Source organism: Pseudomonas sp. 9_2_1 (assembly GCF_059295275.1).
The window spans coordinates 2,178,705-2,199,604 of the sequence record NZ_CM181239.1 but is presented as its reverse complement, the minus strand read 5'-3'; the positions used below and the strand labels follow the sequence as shown (position 1 = coordinate 2,199,604).

At 62.1% G+C, this 20,900-nt stretch carries 23 protein-coding genes, 2 tRNA genes and 1 pseudogene; 16 read left to right on the top strand and 10 right to left on the bottom strand.

What is annotated here, in order from left to right:
• Window positions 1–9 precede the first annotated feature (9 nt).
• Together AC5O5I_RS09895 and AC5O5I_RS09890 are read right to left on the bottom strand one after the other, a co-directional pair.
• Window positions 10–1,455: an ATPase domain-containing protein gene (locus AC5O5I_RS09895; protein WP_172285323.1), complete on the bottom strand. Its 1,446-nt coding sequence runs from the start codon at window positions 1,453–1,455 to the stop codon at window positions 10–12.
• Window positions 1,456–1,460: 5 nt separating this feature from the next.
• Window positions 1,461–2,621 (bottom strand): two-component system sensor histidine kinase NtrB, encoded by a 1,161-nt coding sequence (locus AC5O5I_RS09890; RefSeq protein WP_494512500.1) that lies wholly within the window; start codon window positions 2,619–2,621, stop codon window positions 1,461–1,463.
• A gap of 292 nt (window positions 2,622–2,913) precedes the next feature.
• On the opposite strand from AC5O5I_RS09890, the gene AC5O5I_RS09885 reads away from it, so the two are divergent.
• Both AC5O5I_RS09885 and AC5O5I_RS09880 read left to right on the top strand, forming a co-directional pair.
• Window positions 2,914–2,998 (top strand) — tRNA-Leu (locus AC5O5I_RS09885).
• Window positions 2,999–3,102: 104 nt separating this feature from the next.
• Window positions 3,103–3,516 carry a DoxX family protein gene (locus AC5O5I_RS09880; protein WP_172285325.1) on the top strand — a complete coding sequence of 138 codons (414 nt, stop codon included), beginning with the start codon at window positions 3,103–3,105 and terminating at the stop codon, window positions 3,514–3,516.
• 1 nt (window position 3,517) lies between these two features.
• Here the strand turns inward: AC5O5I_RS09880 and AC5O5I_RS09875 are convergent, their stop codons facing one another.
• On the bottom strand, window positions 3,518–3,715 hold the full coding sequence (locus tag AC5O5I_RS09875; protein ID WP_494512499.1) for a hypothetical protein: 198 nt from the start codon (window positions 3,713–3,715) through the stop codon (window positions 3,518–3,520).
• A gap of 405 nt (window positions 3,716–4,120) precedes the next feature.
• On the opposite strand from AC5O5I_RS09875, the gene adhP reads away from it, so the two are divergent.
• Window positions 4,121–5,131 (top strand): alcohol dehydrogenase AdhP, encoded by a 1,011-nt coding sequence (gene adhP, locus AC5O5I_RS09870; protein ID WP_172218913.1) that lies wholly within the window; start codon window positions 4,121–4,123, stop codon window positions 5,129–5,131.
• 89 nt (window positions 5,132–5,220) lie between these two features.
• Window positions 5,221–5,421: pseudogene (locus tag AC5O5I_RS09865) on the top strand (DUF6434 domain-containing protein); the annotation flags it as partial.
• A gap of 238 nt (window positions 5,422–5,659) precedes the next feature.
• Here AC5O5I_RS09865 and AC5O5I_RS09860 read toward each other — a convergent pair.
• On the bottom strand, window positions 5,660–6,934 hold the full coding sequence (locus AC5O5I_RS09860; RefSeq protein WP_494512498.1) for a Y-family DNA polymerase: 1,275 nt from the start codon (window positions 6,932–6,934) through the stop codon (window positions 5,660–5,662).
• Complete coding sequence (locus AC5O5I_RS09855; RefSeq protein WP_172285327.1) at window positions 6,924–7,352, bottom strand: LexA family protein; 429 nt, start codon at window positions 7,350–7,352, stop codon at window positions 6,924–6,926. The genes AC5O5I_RS09860 and AC5O5I_RS09855 overlap by 11 nt, the downstream gene beginning before the upstream one ends.
• A gap of 102 nt (window positions 7,353–7,454) precedes the next feature.
• On the opposite strand from AC5O5I_RS09855, the gene AC5O5I_RS09850 reads away from it, so the two are divergent.
• The 3 genes from AC5O5I_RS09850 to AC5O5I_RS09840 all read left to right on the top strand — a co-directional run bounded on the left by AC5O5I_RS09850 (window position 7,455) and on the right by AC5O5I_RS09840 (window position 8,833).
• On the top strand, window positions 7,455–8,174 hold the full coding sequence (locus AC5O5I_RS09850) for an SOS response-associated peptidase family protein (RefSeq protein ID WP_172218921.1): 720 nt from the start codon (window positions 7,455–7,457) through the stop codon (window positions 8,172–8,174).
• A gap of 74 nt (window positions 8,175–8,248) precedes the next feature.
• Window positions 8,249–8,479 (top strand): hypothetical protein, encoded by a 231-nt coding sequence (locus AC5O5I_RS09845; protein ID WP_172218923.1) that lies wholly within the window; start codon window positions 8,249–8,251, stop codon window positions 8,477–8,479.
• A gap of 117 nt (window positions 8,480–8,596) precedes the next feature.
• Complete coding sequence (locus AC5O5I_RS09840; RefSeq protein WP_172218925.1) at window positions 8,597–8,833, top strand: hypothetical protein; 237 nt, start codon at window positions 8,597–8,599, stop codon at window positions 8,831–8,833.
• Between the two features lie 189 nt (window positions 8,834–9,022).
• Here the strand turns inward: AC5O5I_RS09840 and AC5O5I_RS09835 are convergent.
• Window positions 9,023–9,096: transfer RNA gene (locus tag AC5O5I_RS09835), tRNA-Cys, on the bottom strand.
• Window positions 9,097–9,250: 154 nt separating this feature from the next.
• On the bottom strand, window positions 9,251–10,276 hold the full coding sequence (gene sohB, locus AC5O5I_RS09830) for a protease SohB (protein ID WP_494512497.1): 1,026 nt from the start codon (window positions 10,274–10,276) through the stop codon (window positions 9,251–9,253).
• Window positions 10,277–10,473: 197 nt separating this feature from the next.
• On the opposite strand from sohB, the gene AC5O5I_RS09825 reads away from it, so the two are divergent.
• The 4 genes from AC5O5I_RS09825 to AC5O5I_RS09810 all read left to right on the top strand — a co-directional run bounded on the left by AC5O5I_RS09825 (window position 10,474) and on the right by AC5O5I_RS09810 (window position 13,626).
• Window positions 10,474–11,184, top strand: a complete 711-nt coding sequence (locus AC5O5I_RS09825) for a histidine phosphatase family protein (protein WP_172285328.1) — start codon at window positions 10,474–10,476, stop codon at window positions 11,182–11,184.
• Window positions 11,185–11,240: 56 nt separating this feature from the next.
• Window positions 11,241–11,558: an SCP2 sterol-binding domain-containing protein gene (locus AC5O5I_RS09820; RefSeq protein ID WP_172218639.1), complete on the top strand. Its 318-nt coding sequence runs from the start codon at window positions 11,241–11,243 to the stop codon at window positions 11,556–11,558.
• A 196-nt stretch (window positions 11,559–11,754) separates the two neighbouring features.
• Complete coding sequence (locus AC5O5I_RS09815; protein ID WP_172285329.1) at window positions 11,755–12,822, top strand: phosphotransferase family protein; 1,068 nt, start codon at window positions 11,755–11,757, stop codon at window positions 12,820–12,822.
• Window positions 12,823–12,858: 36 nt separating this feature from the next.
• Entirely contained in the window at window positions 12,859–13,626 is a 768-nt protein-coding gene (locus AC5O5I_RS09810) for an SDR family oxidoreductase (RefSeq protein ID WP_494512496.1), read from the top strand.
• Here AC5O5I_RS09810 and AC5O5I_RS09805 read toward each other — a convergent pair whose 3' ends face one another.
• On the bottom strand, window positions 13,627–14,448 hold the full coding sequence (locus AC5O5I_RS09805; RefSeq protein WP_494512495.1) for a class I SAM-dependent methyltransferase: 822 nt from the start codon (window positions 14,446–14,448) through the stop codon (window positions 13,627–13,629).
• Between the two features lie 112 nt (window positions 14,449–14,560).
• The gene (locus tag AC5O5I_RS09800; protein WP_172218647.1) at window positions 14,561–14,911 is read right to left on the bottom strand and encodes a hypothetical protein; all 351 of its coding nucleotides are present in this window, start codon (window positions 14,909–14,911) and stop codon (window positions 14,561–14,563) included.
• Window positions 14,912–15,028: 117 nt separating this feature from the next.
• On the opposite strand from AC5O5I_RS09800, the gene AC5O5I_RS09795 reads away from it, so the two are divergent.
• A complete protein-coding gene (locus AC5O5I_RS09795) occupies window positions 15,029–15,319 on the top strand; it encodes an RcnB family protein (RefSeq protein WP_172218649.1) in 291 nt (96 codons plus the stop codon).
• Window position 15,320: 1 nt separating this feature from the next.
• Here AC5O5I_RS09795 and AC5O5I_RS09790 read toward each other — a convergent pair whose 3' ends face one another.
• Entirely contained in the window at window positions 15,321–16,481 is a 1,161-nt protein-coding gene (locus tag AC5O5I_RS09790; RefSeq protein WP_172218651.1) for a GGDEF domain-containing protein, read from the bottom strand.
• Window positions 16,482–16,705: 224 nt separating this feature from the next.
• On the opposite strand from AC5O5I_RS09790, the gene AC5O5I_RS09785 reads away from it, so the two are divergent.
• From AC5O5I_RS09785 to AC5O5I_RS09770, 4 genes are all read left to right on the top strand, one after another.
• Complete coding sequence (locus AC5O5I_RS09785; RefSeq protein WP_172285344.1) at window positions 16,706–16,897, top strand: hypothetical protein; 192 nt, start codon at window positions 16,706–16,708, stop codon at window positions 16,895–16,897.
• 76 nt (window positions 16,898–16,973) lie between these two features.
• The gene (locus AC5O5I_RS09780) at window positions 16,974–17,366 is read left to right on the top strand and encodes a glycine zipper domain-containing protein (protein ID WP_172218653.1); all 393 of its coding nucleotides are present in this window, start codon (window positions 16,974–16,976) and stop codon (window positions 17,364–17,366) included.
• A 131-nt stretch (window positions 17,367–17,497) separates the two neighbouring features.
• A complete protein-coding gene (locus AC5O5I_RS09775; protein ID WP_172218654.1) occupies window positions 17,498–19,330 on the top strand; it encodes an SLC13 family permease in 1,833 nt (610 codons plus the stop codon).
• A 135-nt stretch (window positions 19,331–19,465) separates the two neighbouring features.
• Window positions 19,466–20,890: a GGDEF domain-containing protein gene (locus AC5O5I_RS09770; RefSeq protein ID WP_172285332.1), complete on the top strand. Its 1,425-nt coding sequence runs from the start codon at window positions 19,466–19,468 to the stop codon at window positions 20,888–20,890.
• Window positions 20,891–20,900: the final 10 nt, after the last annotated feature.

Below are 20,900 nucleotides of genomic sequence, written 5' to 3'. Positions count from 1 at the left end.
CTCATCCTGTTAGCCGCTCCCTTGCGGTACGGGCGTTCCCGAAAGCACACCACTGGCACCTTCGAACGCCTTGCGCAAGTTAATGCCCTGCGGCCCGATCAGCAGCTCGTGCAAGGCGGGGTCATGGTGGCTGTCACGCACCTTGAGAATCGACAGCATGCGCCGCAGCTGCGAATCCAGTTCGACGAAGCGCATCAGCACCAGGTTGTCGACAATGCTCGACAGGTCTGGCGCGGGCGCGCTGATTTCCGAACCGAAGATGTCGCGCATTTCCCAGGTCAGTATCACGCTTACATCGCGCGCGCGCAGCTCGCCAGCCAAGGCACGGAAAAACGCATTGAGCCGTGTCGGGTCGATGGCAAGGCGGCTGAATGCGCCAAGGCTGTCGATCAGCACGCGCTTGCTACCGTGCGCCTCCACCTGCTTTAGCAGGCGTGCGCCAACCTGGTCCAGCAAGCCCTCTGTGGTCGGCTGCCAGAACAACTGAAGGCTGCCGCCCTGCTCCATTGCGGTAAAGTCATAGCCCAACGATGCGGCTTTGCTGCGCAGCCGTTCGGGCGTTTCGTAAAAGCCGAAATGCAGCCCAGGGGCCTGCACAGTGCTGGCGCCGAGAAACGCCAGGCCCAACGATGTCTTGCCAATGCCCGAAGGCCCGATCAGCAGGCTGACCGAACCGGTGGCCAGGCCACCGTCGAGCATTTCATCCAGGTCGGCCACACCGCTGGTGACACGCCCAAGGTTTGCGCTGCCCATCTGGCTAGGGTGGCTGAACAGCGACTCCAGCCGCGGAAACACGTGCATGCCCGCTTCATCGATAAGGCACTCGTGGCGCCCTGACAACGCCGCACTGCCGCGCGTCTTGCGCAACTGGACATGGCGCACGGCGCGGCTGCCCACCAGCTGTTCACCCAGTTCGATCACCCCGTCGACCATGGTGTGCTCCGGGCTGCCCTCGTCCAGCCGGGCACTGGTCAGCAACAGCAAGGTGCAGCCGGCAAAGGCCGCATGGCCCTGCAGTTCGGAGACGAACTTCTTGGTGTCCAGCGCGGTTTCCGCGCGCACGCGGGCATTGAGCACCCCGTCGACGATCAGCAGGCTGGCCTGCTGCCGGGCGATTTCCTGGCGCAGCAAGCGCACCACCGCATCCAGCCCTTCCTGTTCGAGGGTATCGAAGGCGCTGACGAACTGGATCTGGTCGCCCACCAGTGCCGGGTCGAAGAAGTCCAGGGTAGCCAGGTACTGGAACAGCCGCTCATGCGATTCGCTGAGCAGCGTGGCTACCAGTACCCGGCCGCCGGAGCGCACATGACCACACGCCAGCTGATTGGCCAGGATGGTCTTGCCGGCACCCGGCGGGCCTTGAATGATGTAGGACGAACCGGCAACCAGGCCACCCTTGAGCAACGCATCAAGGCCTTCTATGCCCGTCACCAGCCGCTTGAGTGCCTGTGCCATGCTGTCTACCTGTGGAGTTGGCTGTCTGTCGGAGGCTGGTACACTGGCAAGTAAAGCTGCATGCAAGTTCCATGGCCGGGGTCGCTGTCGACGCAAATCGCACCACCGCTCTGCCTGGCAAAGCCATACACCTGGCTAAGGCCCAGGCCGGTGCCTTTGCCAAAAGGCTTGGTGGTGAAAAACGGCTCGAAAATACGTGGCAATACCTCTGGCGCAATACCCTCGCCGCTGTCCTGCACTTCGAAACGCACGAAGCTGCCGCGCAACCCTTCCACCTCGCCAACCAGTTCGACCACATCCACCATCAGGCTGATCCGGCCCTGCCCGGTGATGGCATCGCGGGCATTGAACAGCAGGTTGAGCAGCACCATCTGCAACTGCCCGGCATCCACCTCGATCAACGGTAGGTCCGGTTGCAGCACGACGTGCAGGTCAACCGCATCAGGCAATGCATGCTCCAGCAGGCCACGGGTCGCGGTTACCAGATCAGCCGGTGCGACGCACGTCACATCGAGCTTGCGATGGCGGGCAAAGCTGAGCAATTGCTGGGTCAGTTCAGTGCCCCGCTGCCCGGCATCGAGGATATGCTGCAGCATGCGCTGGGTCCGCAACGGATCTTGGGTAGCCAGCGCCAGGCGCGCCGAGCTGATGATGATGGTCAGCATGTTGTTGAAGTCATGCGCCAGGCCACCGGTCAACTGGCCGAGTGCTTCAAGCTTCTGCGCCTGGAACAACTGGGCGCGCACGGCATCCAGCTGCATGGCCGACTCACGGCGGTCGGTAATGTCGCGGGTAACCTTGGCCAGGCCAACGATCTGGCCGAGATCATCGCGGATCACATCCAGCGCCGCCAAGGCCCAGAACTGCGTGCCGTCCTTGCGTACCCGCCAGCCTTCATCCTGTGCCACACCCTGTTCCAGCGCTTGGCGCAGCAAGCGTTCGGGTCGGCCATCGGCACAATCCTGAGGGGTGAAAAACAGCGAAAAATGCTGGCCGATCACTTCGTCGGCGCGGTAACCCTTGATCCGTTGCGCGCCCGCATTCCACGACACCACATGGCCGGAAGGGTCGAGCATGTAGATGGCGTAGTCGACCACCGACTGAACCAGCTGTTCATAGCGGTGGGCGGGCATGACAGGGTGGTCGAGACAGTCAGCTGAAACCATGAATACTCCACTGGCACAGCAGCAGGAACTAAATGAGGGTAACCCAGGCGCCCGCCGATGGGCACCCAGACAACTACCGCCAGTCAGCACTCTTCGACAAGCACTGGGCCAGGTAAAACCGCAACAGTGGCGCAATGACAGCAAGGTGTCAATTGAGCATTTGATCGACCGTTCATTCTGTTGATGATAGGTGCTGTGGTTGACTCACCTATAACGATGGGTTATAAAGCGCGCTTGATTGCGAAGCCCTTCTACTTAGAAGCGAGCTGGTCGTTGCGACCCCTTCAAGCGTGCGAGTGTGGTGGAATTGGTATACACAGCAGACTTAAAATCTGTCGGCGTGAGCCTTGCGGGTTCGAGTCCCGCCACTCGCACCAAACTTCTGTGAAAAGGCGCCCCTGCGGCGCCTTTTTGCTGCCTGCCAGCAATGTTTTGCGCAGCTGCTAAAGTGGAGCTTGTCCCCGTCCACTGGAACGCCACCATGCGCTACTCCCTGTTCGATGGCCAACGCGACATCATTATCCTGATTGCCCGCGTGCTGCTGATGATCCTGTTCGTCCTGTCTGGCTGGGCAAAGCTGACTGGCTTCGACGGCACGGTTGGCTACATGACCTCGCTGGGCGCCCCTGCCCCGATGCTGGCAGCTGGCATTGCCGTGCTGATGGAGTTCGTTGTCGGCATCCTGCTGATCCTCGGCTTCTATACGCGGCCGCTGGCCTTGCTGTTTGCCCTGTTCGTGCTGGGCACGGCGCTGCTCGGGCATCCGTTCTGGAACATGGTCGACCCCGAGCGCAGCGCCAACATGACCCAGTTCCTTAAGAACCTCGCCATCATGGGCGGCTTGCTGTTGCTGGCCGTAAGCGGTCCCGGGCGCTTCTCGGTGGACGGGCGCTGATTCAATCGTCTACGCAGTCGTCAAACCAGGCTGGGTGATCGCGCTCCTCATCATCGAGGTCATCCAGCGTTTCCTCGTCCTCCTCCACCTCATCCTCGGCGCCTTGGGCATCCGCCTCGTGCTCCATGTCTTCGTAGAGAAATTCGTGATCAAGCAGGTGATCGTGTTCGGGTTCGTGCAGGTCGTCTTCGTCGTGCATGCTGGCTCCTGGGCAAGTGGCAGGCCTGTATAGGCTGATCGCCTTTGCAGGTCAATGCGTTGCCGCTTAATGCTGGGTTAACCGGCCAGGTCCAGTCTGCAGGCTCTCCCTTCAAAACGTCATTTGCCCGCCTTTCATGGCGGGCTTTTTTATGCATTTACCCAAGTGAGACATGACACGCTGCCGACCTGATCTTCACAAAATGATGACATCCAGGTGGGCACACTGGTCTCGCTCCGTATGTTCTTGCAGCCCGCCGCATTCTTGCCGCGGGCTTTTCTTTTTTGAAGCTTTTCAGGTATTCGCCATACCGCCCCATGACCTGAAGCAGTTTTCCCCGACCAGGCAAGGGCTATGCTAACCCAGCCATAACCCAAGCTCACCCGGATAGACACGGAGGCTCTTATGAAAGCTGCTGTTGTTGCACCAGGCCGTCGCGTGCAGGTGGTGGAAAAAACCCTGCGCCCCCTCGAACACGGCGAAGCGCTGCTGAAGATGCAGTGCTGCGGGGTGTGCCACACGGACCTGCACGTGAAAAATGGCGATTTCGGTGACAAGACCGGCGTCGTGCTGGGCCATGAAGGCATTGGCGTGGTTCAGCAGGTAGGCCCCGGCGTCACCTCGCTCAAACCCGGTGACCGCGCCAGCGTTGCGTGGTTCTACCAGGGCTGCGGGCACTGCGAATACTGCACCAGCGGCAATGAAACCTTGTGCCGCGAAGTGAAGAACTCCGGCTACACCGTGGACGGTGGCATGGCCGAGGCCTGCATCGTCAAGGCCGACTACTCGGTAAAAGTGCCCGACGGGCTCGACTCCGCCGCCGCCAGCAGCGTTACCTGCGCCGGCGTGACCACCTACAAGGCGGTGAAAATTTCCAACATCCGCCCCGGCCAGTGGATCGCCATCTACGGCCTCGGCGGCCTGGGCAACCTGGCCCTGCAATACGCCAAGAACGTGTTCAACGCCAAAGTGATTGCCATCGACGTCAACGATGAGCAATTGCGCTTCGCCAGCGAAATGGGCGCCGACCTGGTCGTCAACCCACGCAGCGAAGACGCGGCCAAGGTCATCCAGGCCAAGACCGGCGGCGCCCATGCCGCTGTGGTTACTGCCGTAGCCAAGGCGGCCTTCGACTCCGCCGTCGACGCCCTGCGCGCCGGTGGCCGCCTGGTTGCCGTCGGGCTGCCATCAGAAGCCATGAACCTGAACATCCCGCGCCTGGTGCTGGATGGCATCGAAGTGATCGGTTCGCTGGTGGGCACACGGCAGGACCTGCAGGAAGCCTTCCAGTTTGCCGCTGAAGGCAAGGTGGTGCCCAAGGTGACCCTGCGGCCGATCGAGGACATCAACCAGATCTTTGAGGAGATGCTCGAGGGCAAGATCAAGGGGCGAATGGTGATCCAGTTCGAAGGCTGATAGCCTGAAGGTCGATGTCACAGCCCGTAATGAGCCCGCAGACGTCCTCTACGGGCTTTTTTACTTTGCTGGGCGTCAAGGAACAGACCATGAGCTTCGACTGGCACGCCGGCCCGATCACCCGCACCACCCCGCTGGACAAGCATTACCGCAACACCCAGAAAGTTCGTCAGTTTCTGCTGAGCGAATGCGGCGAGGCATTCAGGTTCGACCGCACATTCATGGCCTGGATCAAGAGCGGGACGCCATCCACCATGGGTGAAGTGGCAGATGAATGGCTACGTATGCACCGGCGACCGTCAGCCTCAGATGCGTGCAGGCACGTGTGCGCCGCTTTGCAATCTTCACCCATGGCCGCTTCTTTCAGGATTTTATCCAACGATTCAACCATGCTTGAATAGTCCATTTCATGACTCCGTCGTCGGTGGAACCCACTTGAAGATCCCAACGATAGCTTCCGAATATTTCAGAATCCTGCGACCAGCAAGTCGCTGTCTGTTCTGATGACCGGGAAAACGGTCAGGAGGTTCAAGATTTGACCGTCCACAGCTGATCGATCCGCGTTGTAAAGGACTGGCTCATCAGCTCCCGCCGCATGCCCCAGTCCGGTACCGCCGGAACACTGGCAGCCCGCATCGTCCCCCTGCCCCAGCGCTCGTTGATGTTGTCCATCACTTGCATCAGCCGGCCGCACGCCACTGACTGCTTGAGCGCAAACAGGTCCTCTGAAAACTCCCCCGGCTGGCGAAGATCCATCAGCAGCACTTCGGCTTTGCTGTAGCGAAACCCAGGCCGAAAAATACGCGCTACCGCATCGGTGGCCAACCGCGTCAGCAACAACGTGTCACACGTTGGATACGGCAGCTCGACCAGCGCACCCTGGGCATGATGGGCCTCGTCCGGGTTGAACATGCCGGTGCGGATACTTACCCGCATGCGCTTGCACACCGAGCCTTGGGCGCGCAGTTTTTCCGCTGCACGGCCGACGTAAGTGGCCACTGCCTGCGTGATCGGCGTCAGTTCGGTGAGCCGCTTGCCGAACATCCGGCTGCAGCAGATTTCCTGCTTCGGCGGCTCGGCTTCATCCAGTTCCAGGCAGGGTGTACCGGCCAGCTCCCGGGCCGTTTTCTCCACCACCACGCTGAACCTGTCACGCAGCGTGCGGGCGTCGGCCTTGGCCAGGTCCATTGCCGTGCGTATGCCCATTGCCTCGAGGTGCGCAGTCATCTTCCGGCCAATTCCCCAGACTTCCTTCACCTCGGTATTGCGCAGCACCCAGTCCCGCTTGAACGGGTCGCAAATATCTACCACGCCACCGGTGTGAGCCTGCAGGCGTTTCGCCATGTGGTTTGCCAGCTTGGCAAGCGTCTTGGTGCTGGCGATACCCACCCCCACCGGAATGCCCGTGCACTTGAACACCCGGGCGCGCACGTTGTGGCCAAACTGGGTAAGGTTTTGCGCAATGCCGCTGAGGTCGGCGAAACACTCGTCGATGCTGTAGATCTCGACCGCCGGCACCATCGACTCGATCAAAGTCATGACGCGCTCGCTCATGTCGCCGTAGAGCGCGTAATTGCTGCTGAAGGCCAGGACGCCGTGACGGCGCAGCCTGTCCCTGGCCTGGAAGTACGGTTCACCCATTTTCACGAACGATTTCGCGTCATACGACCTGGCGATCACGCAACCGTCGTTGTTGCTCAGCACCACGATCGGGGTCTTGGCCAGGTCTGGCCGGAACACCCGCTCGCAACTTGCATAAAACGAGTTGCAATCAATCAACGCAAACACCGGGTCACTGCGCATGGTCACGCACGCTATAACGCACCACACCCCAGACGAGCAGATCGTCGCCTTCCATGATGTAGCGCGGCGGATACGCCGGGTTTTCCGACTTGAGTATCACCACCCCGTCACGCCGATGCAGGCGCTTGCACACCGGCTCGGTATTGACCGCGGCGATCACGATATCGCCATGCTCCGCCTCGCGCCCACGGTCGACGATGACGATATCGCCAGAGTAGATACCGGCCCCCTGCATGCTGTCGCCTTCTACCTTTACCAGATACACATGCGGCGCGCGGAGGTCGAACAATTCATCGAGCGATATATGGCCTTCCAGATGGTCCGCCGCAGGTGACGGAAACCCGGCCGGAACCTGGAACGCGTAAAGCGGGATGGGTTGGGTACCGCCGGCGGGCGTACCCAGAAAAGTAATGGTCATGATGGACGGCTCGACGCAAACTGTATGCATATACAGTAAATCCGGCATCGGTCGTCCGGTCAATCCTGAGCGACGAAGTTTCTGACAGGCGAGAGGTGGGAAATGTGTGGACGGTACTCGATCTACGAGTCGATGGATCATTACCTGCGCCAGCTGTCGCTGGACCTGGTGGTGATCAACGGGTACGACCATGAACCGATCAACCGCTACAACGTGGCGCCGTCGACCCGCGTAGAGGTAGTCCGCCAGCTTGACGACGGGCTGAGCGTGGACCGGGTGAAATGGGGCTGGTCGCCTTTCTGGGCGAAGGGAAAACGACCAGACCCGATCAACGCGCGGGCCGAAACAGTGATGACCGGCAAATTTTTCAAAGACCTGTGGCCAGGCGGCAGAGCCCTGGCGCCAGCAAATGGCTGGTTCGAGTGGATCCCGGACCAGCACGACCCGAAGCACAAGCAACCCTGGTACATCACCGGCGTCGATGGCGCCCCGCTGTACTTCGCCGCGCTGGCGGAAGTTCACCCAGGTATGGAGCCAGACCCGTGTGACGGCTTTGTGATCGTTACCGCTGCAGCAGACCAGGGCCTGGTGGACATCCATGACCGCAAGCCCCTGGTGCTGACACCTGACACGGCCAGGGAATGGCTCGACCCGACCACGTCAGCCGAGCGCGCAGCTGAAATTGTGCGGGAGGGATGTCGGCCGGCAGCATCGTTTCACTGGTACCCGGTGGGCAAAGCCGTAGGCAATGTGCGCAACCAGGGCGCCGAGCTGATCATGCCGCTCGGCGGAACGAACCAACAGGCGCAATTTGAGTTCTAAACTGTGTAAAAGCGTGAATCCTGCCCGGTAATCGGGCCGGCCCGTGCGGTACCGGTTGGAACGGAGAAGACAGCATGACAGAAGAAGAAGCCAAAGATGTTGTTGAGCGCATCCAGTACGAACTGAGCCATCCCCATGGCCGCGTTGCCACGCGGATCGAAATTCACGATGTGGGGTTATGGACGCGACTTGAGGGGGCATGTGGTACCAACTACAACGCCGTGGGTGGCGGCACACTCTTTGAGAAACCGGTTGTGCTGGGGCCCAAGTGTGATGCTTCGTACACCATCCTGTACCAGGTCTGAGCGATAACAACGTTTCGGGGTTTTCGCCTCAGGGGAAACTTCTGGCCCACATGAAGCCCGCAGACTTCGTCTGCGGGCTTTCTTCCGACCTATAGTCGTTTGAGAAAAATAGCCGCAATGAGCATTCGCAGCCTGGCAAAGAACCTGCCTGCAGACCCCGGTAACGAAGGCTGGGTGCTGGGATGGGGCGTGCTGCGGGATAGACATCCATGGCACTTTGTCGACGTCTATGCCGACCGGCAAACAGCCGTGGCAGAAGCGCAACGCCGCGGTGACGAGTACGTGGTGGAGTATGGCTCGCACCGCCTTGGCTCGAGTGAATTCGTCTGCGGTATCAACCCGCCTGAGGGTTAACGGGCCGGCGTTTCCAAAGGCCTACCTGATCTCAGTTCCGTTCAGCTTTCTGGTCGTCCTCCAGAGATGTCCCGTCAGGGCTTGAAACCTTGATTTGGGCAGCTGACGGTAAGTGGTTTTGGGACTTCGGTATTTTCCCTCGCCCAAAGAAAAACCCCGCAGACGTTAATCTGCGGGGCTTTCGAATGGTGGAGGCCGAGGTCGGAATCGAACCGGCGTAGACGGATTTGCAATCCGGAGCATAACCACTTTGCTACTCGGCCTCAAAGGTCGGATCTAGCTGCTTGCGCTTTGCTATCTCCTTGAAACGCTGAACTTTTTTCAAAGTTTGCTGCGTTTCGATGGGCGCCATTATGTCGTCATTCTTCTAACCTTGCAACCCCCTGAACGAAAAAAAATTTCAACGGGTTCAAGGTGTTAGCGCAGCCGGCCAAGTTTACTCCACAAGCCCACCACGGTGTTCTCCACAGTGCCGCTGGCAGCCATGCCGATTCGCTCTTGCAGGCTCTTGCGTTCGGCGTAGTGCAGGTGGAACAGGTTGGCATTGCGCGCCCGGTCGCTGAGGTATTCGTCACTGGTCTGCAGTTCGTCCACCAGCTGCCGATTGAGCGCCGCGACACCGAGCCAGACTTCACCGGTCGCCACTTCGTCGATGTGCAGTTGCGGGCGATAGCGGGCGACGAAGTCCTTGAACAGCTGATGGGTGATGTCCAGGTCTTCCTGAAACTTCTCCCGGCCCTTCTCGGTGTTTTCACCGAACACGGTCAGGGTGCGCTTGTACTCGCCGGCAGTCAGCACCTCGAAGTCGATATCGTGCTTTTTCAACAGGCGGTTGATGTTGGGCAACTGTGCCACGACGCCGATCGAACCCAGCACGGCAAACGGTGCGCTGACGATTTTTTCGCCGATACAGGCCATCATGTAGCCCCCGCTGGCGGCCACCTTGTCGATGCACACGGTCAACGGAATACCCGCCTGGCGGATGCGCGCCAGCTGCGATGCAGCCAGGCCGTAGCTGTGCACCAGGCCACCGCCGCTTTCAAGGCGTAGCACCACCTCGTCACGCGGGGTGGCGAGAGTCAGCAGTGCAGTGATTTCGTTGCGCAGGCTTTCGGTGGCCGAAGCTTTGATGTCGCCATCGAAGTCCAGGACGAATACCCGGCCCTTTTCTTCAGCCTTGGCCTTGCCCTTCTTCTGCTGTTTTTCCGCCTTGGCCTGCTGCTTGCGCAGGGCCTTGAGCTGGGTCTTGTCGAGCAGGCCGGACTCCAGGCGCTCGCGCAGGTCCTGGTAGAATTCGTTAAGGCGGGTGACCTGCAGCTGCCCACCCGGTTTGCGCCGCCCCTTGCCGCGCAGCCCGGCGATAGCCGACAGCACCACCAGGATGGCGATCACCAGGGTGGCGGTTTTGGCGAGAAAGCTTGCGTACTCGGCAAGAAACTCCACGTTGACTCCTTGAATGCATGCGCCACTACGGCGCGTAACTGTTGCAAGCATACCGTTGCGCCTGAGGTGCTGCCAGCCGGTGTAAACGCTGGCAACATCTTTCAAACAACCTTTTCAAACGCTTGTATGTTTTTTCGTTGACAGCCCGTGTGCTGCATCCTAACCTCGCAGCAACCTCCAACAGGCCGGAACCTTTCGTGGGCAACCTCTACCTGATCCGACATGGCCAAGCCTCCTTTGGTGCCGATGACTACGACGTCCTCTCGCCTGTGGGCGTGTGCCAGAGCCAGGCCCTGGGTGAGCACCTCGCACAGCTGGGGGTTCGGCTGGACCGCTGCGTGGCAGGCGACCTGCGTCGCCAGCAGGATACCGCACGCCTGGCCCTGGAGGCATTGCACGGCAGTGGCTGCCCGGTGCCGGCTGTTGTGACCGACGTGGCGTTCAATGAGTTCGATGCCGACGGCGTGATCCGGGCCTTGTTGCCCGGGCTGCTGGTAGATGAGCCCGATGCCCTGCACGTGCTGCGCAACGCTGCCCAGCACCGCAGCGAATTCCAGCGCCTGTTCGCATTGATGGTGCAGCGCTGGCACGATGGTGAGCATGCCGCCGATGGCCTGGAGACGTGGCAGGCGTTCACCACCCGCGTGCAAGGTGGCCTGCACCGTGTACTCGACGCTGCCGGCAGCGGTGACAATATCGCCATCTTCACCTCGGGTGGCACCATTGCCGCCCTGCTCCACCTGGTAACCGGTATTACCCCCAGCCAGGCGTTCGCGCTGAACTGGCAGATCATCAACACGTCGCTCAGCCAGCTCAAGTTCCGCGGCCGCGACGTGGCACTGGCTTCCTTCAACAGCCAGGCCCATGTGCAGTTGTTGAAGGCGCCGGAGCTTGTCACCTACCGATAAGCCCGGCTAGTTGTGTCCCTGCGGGGACGTGTAAATCACTCTATAAGGAATGCGCCATGACCTCCGTAGCTGATGCCGTGAAAAAGATGCAAGAGAAGTTCAACCCATCCGCTGCCGCCGGCCTGGACCTGGTGTTCGGCTTCGACATCACCGACGAAGGCAAGAAGTATGCACTGATCGTCAAGGACGGCACCTGCGACCTGCAGGAAGGCGAGAACCCGGATGCCAACTGCACCCTGGTGATGGACAGCGAAACCCTGAAGGGTATCGTCAGCGGCGAAACCGACGGCATGCAGGCCTTCATGGGCGGCAAGCTGCGCGTCGAAGGCGACATGATGCTGTCGATGAAGCTCAGCGAGCTGTTCCCGTCCTGAGGGCAGGGAATACCGGATGATCGAAAACCGAAGCCTGACCGGCTTCGGTTTTTTTTTGCCCGATGGTTGCGGGTCTATCAAGGCAGCTGATCGGGCAGCAACACCCTCGCCTATTTGGCGCCTGGCACGCTTGTTCCAACCTTGGCAGCGCATTAGATTAGCCAATAGTCCTTGCGATCGAGAATAAGGAAACCGCATGACGCTCACCGACCAGTCCACCCAGGTACGCCCCGGCGAAGAACTCGATGCGGCCGTCATCGACCCTTACCTCAAGGCCAGCATCCCCGGTCTGGAGGGCCAGCCGAGGATCAGCCAGTTCCCCGGTGGCGCTTCCAACCTCACCTATCTGGTCAGCTACCCGGGCCGCGACTTCGTGCTGCGTCGCCCGCCGTTCGGCCAGAAGGCCAAGTCGGCCCACGACATGGGTCGCGAGTTTCGCATCCTCAACCAGCTGAACAGCGGCTTCCCGTACTGCCCAAAGGCCTACGTACATTGCACCGACAGCAGCCTGATCGGCGGTGAGTTCTATGTGATGGAGCGGGTCAAGGGCATTATCCTGCGTTCGGACATTCCGGCAGAACTCAACCTCGACGCCAACCGCACCGAAGCCCTGTGCAAAAGCTTTATCGACCGTCTGGTCGAGCTGCACCAGGTGGACTACGACGCCTGCGGCCTGGCCGACCTGGGCAAGCCTGAAGGCTACGTGCAGCGCCAGGTCGAGGGCTGGACCAGCCGCTACCAGAAGGCCCTGACGCCAGACGCCCCGAACTGGGAAAAGGTGACCGCCTGGCTGCACGACAAAATGCCCGCTGACCACCCGCGGCCCGCCATCGTGCACAACGACTACCGTTTCGACAACGTGATCCTCGACGCCGACAACCCGATGCGCATCATTGGTGTGCTGGACTGGGAAATGGCTACCCTGGGCGACCCGCTGATGGACCTTGGCAACAGCCTGGCCTACTGGATCGAGGCCGGCGACCCGGCACCGGTACAACTGATGCGCCGCCAGCCAAGCAACGCCCCCGGCATGCTCACCCGCCGCCAGTTCGTCGATTACTACGCCGAACGCGCCGGCATCCAGCTGGACAACTTCGATTACTACTATTGCTATGGCCTGTTCCGCCTGGCCGGCATCGTCCAGCAGATCTACTACCGCTACTACCACGGCCAGACCCAGGACAAGCGCTTCGCCCAGTTCATCCACATGAACCGCTTGCTGGAGCAGATGAGCCTGCAGGTGATTGCCAAATCCAGCCTCTGAGCAGCGCCCACGACGACGGATAACAAGGAAAACAGCATGCCCAAGACCCACCTGTTCGACCTCGACGGCAAGATCGCCTTCGTTTCCGGCGCCAGCCGCGGCATCGGCGAGGCCATCGCCCACCTGCTGGCGCAGCAAGGTGCCCACGTGATCGTCTCCAGCCGCAAGCTGGACGGTTGCCAGCAGGTGGCCGACGCCATCATCGCGGCCGGTGGCAAGGCCACGGCAGTGGCCTGCCACATCGGTGAAATGGAGCAGATCCAGCAGGTGTTCGCCAGTATCCGCGAACAGTTCGGGCGCCTGGACATCCTGGTCAACAACGCTGCCACCAACCCGCAGTTCTGCAATGTGCTGGACACCGACCTGGGCGCGTTCCAGAAAACCGTGGACGTGAACATCCGAGGCTACTTCTTCATGTCGGTGGAGGCCGGCAAGCTGATGCGCGAACAGGGCGGTGGCAGCATCATCAACGTGGCGTCGATCAATGGCGTGTCACCAGGCCTGTTCCAGGGCATCTATTCGGTTACCAAGGCCGCAGTGATCAACATGACCAAGGTATTTGCCAAGGAATGCGCCGCGTTCGGCATCCGCTGCAACGCCCTGCTGCCGGGGCTGACGGATACCAAGTTCGCCTCGGCACTGGTGAAGAACGACGCCATCCTCAATGCCGCGCTGCAGCAGATCCCGCTCAAGCGCGTGGCCGACCCCAAGGAAATGGCCGGCGCGGTGTTGTACCTGGCCAGCGATGCGTCCAGCTATACCACCGGCATGGCGCTCAATGTCGACGGCGGCTACCTGTCCTGATCAGGCCTTGACCGCGATCAGGGTGTAACTCAGGGGCAGGCGTGCCGGCTGGTCGCGCAGGCGCCATTCGCCATCGTCGCCCTTGACCATCTGCCCCGGCAGCGCCTCCCAGGGGATGCTCTGGTGCTCGGCCAGTGCCGTCAGCTGCAGCCCGTTGGCCAGCAAAGCCGTGATCACCTCACCGAGGCCGTGGTTCCATTCGTGCGTCTCGGTATGGGCCAGGCGTTGATCGGTTTCAACGTAGGTCTGGTCGGTGTGCCACACCGTCGGTTGCTCCTGCTCGAAATAGGCGTATTCGAGCTGCAGGCGGTCCTGGTGGTCTTCGTTGACTGCCATCAGCATCGGGTGGCCATCGCGCAGGAACAGCCGCCCGCCCGGCTTCAGCAGCGCTGCAACCGTGCGCGCCCACGGCTCGATACGGGGCAGCCAGCAAAGCGCGCCGATGCCGGTATAGACCAGGTCGAAAGTGCCTGCCGGCAGTACCTGGTCGGCGGCGTAGACGTCGGACTCTACATACTCGATGGGTGCCGCGCAGCGCTTGGCAAGTGCCCGCGCCTCGGCCAGCGACGCGGCCGAATAGTCCAGACCGCAGACTTTGGCGCCAAGGCGCGCCAGCGAGAGCGTGTCGGTGCCGATGTGGCACTGCAGGTGGACGACATTGAGCCCGTCGATATCGCCCAGCAATGGCAGGTCGAAGCGCACGGTTTCGGAAAGGTGGCCCGGGGCCTCGACCAGTCGCTCGACTTCGTAGTCCCTGGAGGCAGCGTGCAGCGGGGCGCGTTCGTCCCAGCTGGCGCGGTTGAGTTGCAGTGAGTGTTCCATGCTGTCGTCCTTGAGGGGGAGAAGCTCATGCTAGCCTCTGCCTGCTCGCCGACGACACCACTGCCGTGCTAAAAATTGTAAGGCTGGCGCGGCGCGTTGCAGCTGCCAATTGCTACAAGCAGGTCGCCGCCGCCGCGCGACGCTGCAGCGCCACACCATCGTTTTTCTGCGCGTAGTAATCGACCCCCGTACCACCCGCCTGCGGGTAGACGTCGACGAACGCCTCGGCCCCGCGGGTATACACGGTCAAGCCACCCTGCTTGCGCGGCTCCAGGTAACCACTGGCATCGTCGCCGAACACCTTCTCTTCCTGCCAGCTGAACTGGATGCACTGGGCAACCAGCTGTGGCGCCTTGTGCGAGTCGAGGTGCGCAGTCGGCTTGCCGCCGCGCGCCGTTTCCATGGTCGAAGAAGCACAACCGACCAGCATCAGCGCTGCGGCCATCGGCAGAATCGCACGCATGTTACATCCTCAGGGTTTTGAAAAAGAACGCGACTCTAGCACCAGCTGGCATCGCGAGTGAATTGTCGCGCACCTGCCGCTGTCGCAATAAAGGCATGACGTCAAAAGGAGACCGCCATGAAACTGCACTATCTGCTATTTGCCGCGCTGCCCTGCCTGCCTCTGGCTGCAACCGCCGCGCCTGCGCCCGAAGAAAGCATCACCGCGCCGGAAACCCACAACCGTGAGCTCAAGGTCGGCGACAAGGCGCCTGATCAGTACAAACGCGACGACGCGGCAATCAAGGACTGGAAAGCGAAGGGCCTGCCCGCCCCCGAGAAAGAAAGCCACTGGGTGCGCATGGGCGACCACTACGTGCTGGTGCAGACCACCAATGGTGTAGTGCTGGCGATCCAGTCGGGGTCCTGATTCAACCCGCCTCGACCAGCGCCGCCATGTGCACCGTGTTGCGCCCGGCGGCCTTGGCCTGGTACAGCGCCGCATCGGCCTGGGCCAGCAGGCTGGCAGTATTGTCCTCGGCGCCCGGCACCCCGCACCACAAGCCGACGCTGAAGCGCATCTCGATCTGGTCACCGGCAAAACAGGCGGGGCTGCGCGCAATGGCCTCGCGCAGCCCTTGCAGCGCCACCATCGCCCCATTGCGGTCGGTGCCTGGCAACAGCAGCAGGAATTCCTCCCCGCCGTAACGACCAAGGTTGTCGCCGTGGCGCAAACGCTGCTGCAGCTGGCGCACGCAATGGCACAGCACCTCATCGCCAGCCAGATGCCCATAGAGGTCGTTGATGCGTTTGAAATGGTCGATGTCGATCATCGCCACGGCCAGGCTGCTCTGTTGTTCGCGCGCCCGGTCCAGCTCCACGGCAAAGCGCTGCAGAATGGCCCGGCGATTATAGCTGCCGGTCAGCACATCACGCAGCGCAAGGTGCTGCAGGCGTGACTCGCTGCGCTCCTTGGCCATCAGCACCAGGCCGATCGAATACATCATCACCGTGGCGGTGCCAATTGCCACCGAAAAGCTCTGCTTGAGGTTGCTGGTGTCATAGCGCATTTCCACCGCCGTGCCATTGGCCACCGCGACTACGCGCATGCCCAGGCCGACCAGGCTGATCAGCGCACCAATCTCCAGCAGCAGGTGGGCCCTGCCCGGCCGTTCGGCGTGGCGCCAGGCCCAGTAGAGAATCAGCGAGCATTGCAGCATCAACACCAGCGTCGCCAGCAGCATACGCGGCTCCAGGGTATCGAGCAGCAGCATCAGCCCTACCAGCATGCAGGCCGGGATGACGAAGACAGTGCGCCAGGGCACCCGCTGCTCACGCACCCGGAACAGGCTGGCCGTGTAGAACGCCAGCGCCAGCGACAACAAACTGTTACCCAGGCCATAGCTGAGCCACAGCGGGGCCTGCGCATAGACGGTGTAGCAGACATACGCCAGGGCGTGCGCCAACAGCCCGCACCCGGTCAGCATCAGGTTGTCCCGGCGGTTGCTGCGCCCGACCAGCAACAGGCAGAAGGCAAGGATGGTTGCGACCAGGGCAACGGCGGCGAACAGCGTGGGGGTGTGGGCGATCATCGTGATTCACCGTGTGGCAGGTTGCCGTCTTGGCTGCGGCTTGCCCTGAAGTCTAGGGCGCCATCAGCCGTTCGGCCATGACCGAACGGGACAGAACAGCAACCCGCAGGCTCGCCACCCATCGCCTCCAGCACATTTTTTTGCCCGCCCGGGAAACCAAATGGATCATTCCCAGTCTGAAGAAGTGCCCCGTAAACCTTTGCGGATCAAGGACCTATATCGTGATATCGCGTATTGCAAGCCTTTCGCTGGTTGCCGTTGTGCTGTTGACCGCCGGCTGCCATAGCCATCGTTATCATGACGACGACGATGGCTGGCGTGACCGCGACCGCGGCCATCGTCACCACCATCGGCATGACCGCAACGATGACGATGATGACAATCGTCAATACCGCGGTGACCGTTACTACCGCTGAAGCGTCTTTGCAACCCTGACTTGCCGCCCCCTGTTTCGCGGCACCTTAACCTGATGATTCCTTTGAGGTTCGTATCATGCGTCTGACTCTGCCTTCCATTGCCCTCGGCCTGTTGCTGTGCCAGGGCGCTTTCGCCGGTGACGGTACCGCCGCCATTGGCGGTGGCCTGGGTGGTGTGCTGGGTAACGTTGTCGGCCAACAGCTTGGCGGCAAGACCGGCGCAGCCATCGGCGCCGGCGTCGGCGGCGCAGCCGGCAGCGCGGTAGGTGCACGCAAGGGCAACCGCACCGAAGCCGCCATCGGCGGTGGCCTGGGCTCGGCCGGCGGTTCGCTGCTGGGCGGCGCGGTAGGCGGCAAGACCGGTTCGACCGTAGGTGCCGGCCTGGGCGGCGCAGCCGGTGGCGCCCTGGGCAACCACATGGGCGACAACAACGGCAGCAGCAAGAAGCACCGCCGTCACCGCCACTGATCGACATCGAGGACTGAAAGGGCCGCACAGCGGCCCTTTTTGTTGCAGCACATCAACACCCCCTTCAGCACAAGCTGGCACACTGGCTGCTACTGTCTATCGTGCCCTGTGTGAAGGAACGCCCCCTCCCCATGAACCAAGAGCTGCTCTGGGTCCTTGGCCTGCTGGCCATCGTGGTCATCCTGTTCGTCATCAACCGCCCGCGCATGGACGTGGTCGCACTACTGGTGATTCTCGCCCTGCCGCTGCTCGGCATCCTCACCGTGGAACAGGCCCTGGCTGGCTTCAGCGACCCCAACGTGGTGTTGATCGCCGCCCTGTTCGTGATCGGCGAAGGCCTGGTGCGCACCGGCATCGCCTACCGCATCGGCGAGTGGATGAGCGAGCGCGCCGGCAACAGCGAGGCACGCCTGCTGGTGCTGCTGATGGTGGCCGTAGCCGGACTGGGGTCGATCATGAGCTCTACCGGCGTAGTGGCCATTTTCATTCCGGTGGTGCTGAGCATCGCCGCGCGCCTGCAGATCTCGCCCAGCCGCCTGATGATGCCACTGGCGTTCGCCGGCCTGATCAGCGGCATGCTCAGCCTGGTAGCCACGCCGCCCAACGTGGTGGTGCACAGCGAGCTGGTGCGCACTGGCGAACAGGGCTTCAGCTTTTTCAGCTTTACCCCGTTCGGCCTGGTGGTACTGGTGCTGGGGATCGGCTACATGCTGCTGACCCGGCACTGGCTCAATGGCGAGGTGCGCAAGGACGGCCGCGTGGAAAGCCGCCGCACCTTGCTGGACCTGGTGCTGGACTACAAGCTCAAAGGCCGTGAACGGCGCCTGCGTATCCGCCCCCACTCGCCGCTGATCGGCCACACTCTGGGCGAGCTGGAGTTGCGTACCCGGCACGGCGCCAACGTGATCGGCATTGAACGCCAGCACAAGTTCACCACGCGGGTGATCAGCGCCGATTCCAATACCGTGCTGCACCAGGGTGACGTGCTGCTGCTGGACCTGTTTGCCAACCGTGATGACCTGCGCACCTTGTGCCAGACCATGCAGTTGGAGCCGCTGCACTTCAAGGCGGCCTACTTCATCGACCAGTCCCAGGAACTGGGCATGGCCGAAGTGTCGCTGCCCCCCGGCTCGCAACTGATCGGCAAGAGCATTCTCGAACTGGCCTTCCGCACCCGCTACGACCTCAACGTGGTCGGCCTGCGCCGCGAACAGGCGGCCATCGAAGCGCAACTGGTGGAAGAAAAACTGCGCCTGGGCGACACCCTGCTGGTGGTCGGCCCATGGAAGGCCGTGCGCCTGCTGCAAAGCCAACCCAAGGACTTCCTGGTACTGAGCCTGCCGGCAGAAATCGACCAGGTGGCGCCCGCCCGAACCCGCGCACCGCAAGCATTGCTGAGCCTGGCAGTGATGGTCGGGCTGATGGTGAGCGGTGTCGTACCCAACGTGATCGCGGCGCTGATCGGCTGCCTGCTGATGGGCGCCGGCCGCTGCATCGACATGAACAGTGCCTACCGCGCCATCCATTGGCAAAGCCTGGTGCTGATCGTGGGGATGCTGCCCTTTGCCAAAGCCCTGCAGCAAACCGGCGGCATCGACCTGGCCGTAGGCGGGCTGGTCAGTGTATTGGGAGGTGCCGGGCCTGGCGCCATCCTGGCCTGCCTGTTCGCGGTCACGGCGATAATCGGCTTGTTCATTTCCAACACGGCCACTGCAGTCCTGATGGCGCCGGTTGCCGTCAGCACCGCAGCGCAGTTGGGCATGTCGCCCTACCCGTTCGCCATGACCGTGGCGCTGGCAGCATCGGCGGCGTTCATGACCCCGGTATCATCGCCAGTCAACACGCTGGTGCTGGGCCCCGGCCAATACCGCTTTGCCGACTTCGTCAAGATCGGGGTGCCATTCACGTTGCTGGTAATGGTGGTGACAGTGGTGATGGTGCCGTGGTTCTTCGGCTTGAACTGAAATGGCAAAGAGTGAAGGCAATTTGGCATTATTCCAACCAATCGCGGCAGATTGACATCAACTCCCCTGACGAAACACACTGCCCGGTAATTGCCCCAGGTGCTTCGAAGGCGTTTTCCTGGATTTCGTTTCCGCTTGTCGGTCGAGCCCATGGTTTTTCCAGCCCAATCGCGCTTGTTGCCCTACATTACCCTGCTGTGCCTGACGTTTGCCCTCACCCTTGGCGGCATCCTGGCACGCCCGATCGAATCGCTGTCGTTGTTCTGGCCGGTGAATGCCGTATTGGCCGGCGTGCTCTTGCGCTACCCCCGTCTGGCCACGCTGATCGGCTTCAGCCTGGTCTGGCTGGCCATGATCGGCGCTGACGTGCTGTGCGGCAGCGCCTGGTTGCCGGCCTTGTGGTTCAACCTGTGCAACCTGGCCGTGGTGATTACCCTCTGGCAGCTACTGTCGCGCGTGCCGCGCCTGCACCGGCGCATGCGCACCCCACGCGGCGTGCTCAGCGTGTTCGCCGCCTGTGCCGCCGCCGCGCTGGTAGCGGCCAGCATGGCAGCGGTAATGGCCGCGCCGTGGTTCGAGCAATCCTTGCGTGCCACGTGGCTGGCCTGGTTCAGCGAGCAGTTTTCCACCGGCGTAATGGTGCTGCCGGTGCTGCTCACCGCGCCCTCGTTGCGCGCCCTGGGACGCGGCGGCGCCCAAGCCATCCGCCTGGCACCGCTGGTGGTGCTGCTGGCCTCGCTGGCGTTCAGCATCGCCTTCGGCGGCCCCGGCGCGATTGCGTTCCCGATCGCCGCTCTGCTGTGGTGCGCCTGGACCTACTCGCCGTTCATGGTCGCGCTACTGGCGCTCATCGCTGGCAGCACGCTGATCGTGGCGGTGGCGCAAAATCTCATGCACTTCGTTGTGCCGCAAAGTGGGCCCGGGGTGACCACGCTGATGTCAGCGCGCCTGGGCATCGCCATGCTGGTGCTCGGGCCGCTGGTGGTGGCCTGTGTCAGCCAGGCCAATCGCAGCCTGATGGCCCGCCTGGCGCATCAGGCCAGCGTCGACCACCTGACCGGCGTGCTTACCCGCAGCGCCTTCACCCGCCGCGCCAACGCGCTGCTGGACAGCCGCCAGCAGCACGCCCAGGCACTGCCGCTGACCCTGATGATGCTGGATATCGACCACTTCAAGTCGATCAACGATGCCCACGGCCACGCGGTCGGTGACCAGGTGCTGCGCCAGTTTGCCGGCACCCTGCAAGACCAGCTGCACAACAGCGAGTTGTTCGCGCGACTGGGGGGCGAGGAGTTCGTCATCATCCTCCCTGGCCTTGCCCCTGAACGGGCCAAGTTCACCGCCGAACGCCTGCGCCGCGCCGTGCAGGACCTGCATGTGATACAGGCCGACCAGCGCCTGCAGATCACCGTCAGTATCGGCCTGGCCGGCTGTGACGCCGACCTGCCGGCGCCCAGCCTGGACGAGCTGCTGGCACGTGCCGACCAGGCGCTTTATCGGGCCAAGGCCCATGGCCGCAATCGCATCGAACAAGCCGAGGCGCAACGCCAGGTGATCTGACCCAGGGTTG